The sequence below is a fragment of the Candidatus Regiella insecticola LSR1 genome (assembly GCF_000143625.1).
Taxonomy (GTDB): Bacteria; Pseudomonadota; Gammaproteobacteria; order Enterobacterales; family Enterobacteriaceae; genus Regiella; species Regiella insecticola.
Window position 1 is genome coordinate 1 of record NZ_GL379728.1, and the last position, 571, is coordinate 571.

Genomic DNA, 571 nt, shown 5'->3' on the forward strand with positions numbered 1-571 from the left:
TTGCCACGCCGCCGCCGAATAAATCGGAGGCGCCACCGGGTATCATGTCTTCTTATATCTGGTCTTTGCAACCGGGTGATAAAGTGACTATCTCTGGCCCATTTGGTGAATTTTTTGCTAAAGATACGCAGGCTGAAATGGTATTTATTGGTGGCGGTGCTGGCATGGCACCCATGCGTTCGCATATTTTTGATCAACTTAATCGCCTCCATTCAAAGCGAAAATAAGCTTTTGGTATGGTGCCCGCTCGCGGCGGGAAATGTTTTATGAACAAGATTTTGATCAACTGCAAGCAGGAAACGATAATTTCACTTGGCATGTTGCCTTATCCGATCCCTTGCCGGAAGACAATTGGAGCGGATACACAGGATTTATCCATAATGTGTTATTAGAAAATTATTTGAAAGATCACCCCGCGCCTGAAGACTGTGAATTCTATATGTGTGGTCCTCCGATGATGAATGCCGCGGTGATCAGCATGCTGAAAAATTTGGGCGTTGAGGATGAGAATATTATGCTGGATGATTTTGGTGGCTAATAAAAAATCATGTATAAAAAGATAATTTATTTG

At 43.1% G+C, this 571-nt stretch carries 1 pseudogene; it reads left to right on the forward strand.

The window, feature by feature from the left end:
* Window positions 1–538: pseudogene (gene nqrF, locus REG_RS10125) on the forward strand (NADH:ubiquinone reductase (Na(+)-transporting) subunit F); the annotation flags it as partial.
* Window positions 539–571: the final 33 nt, after the last annotated feature.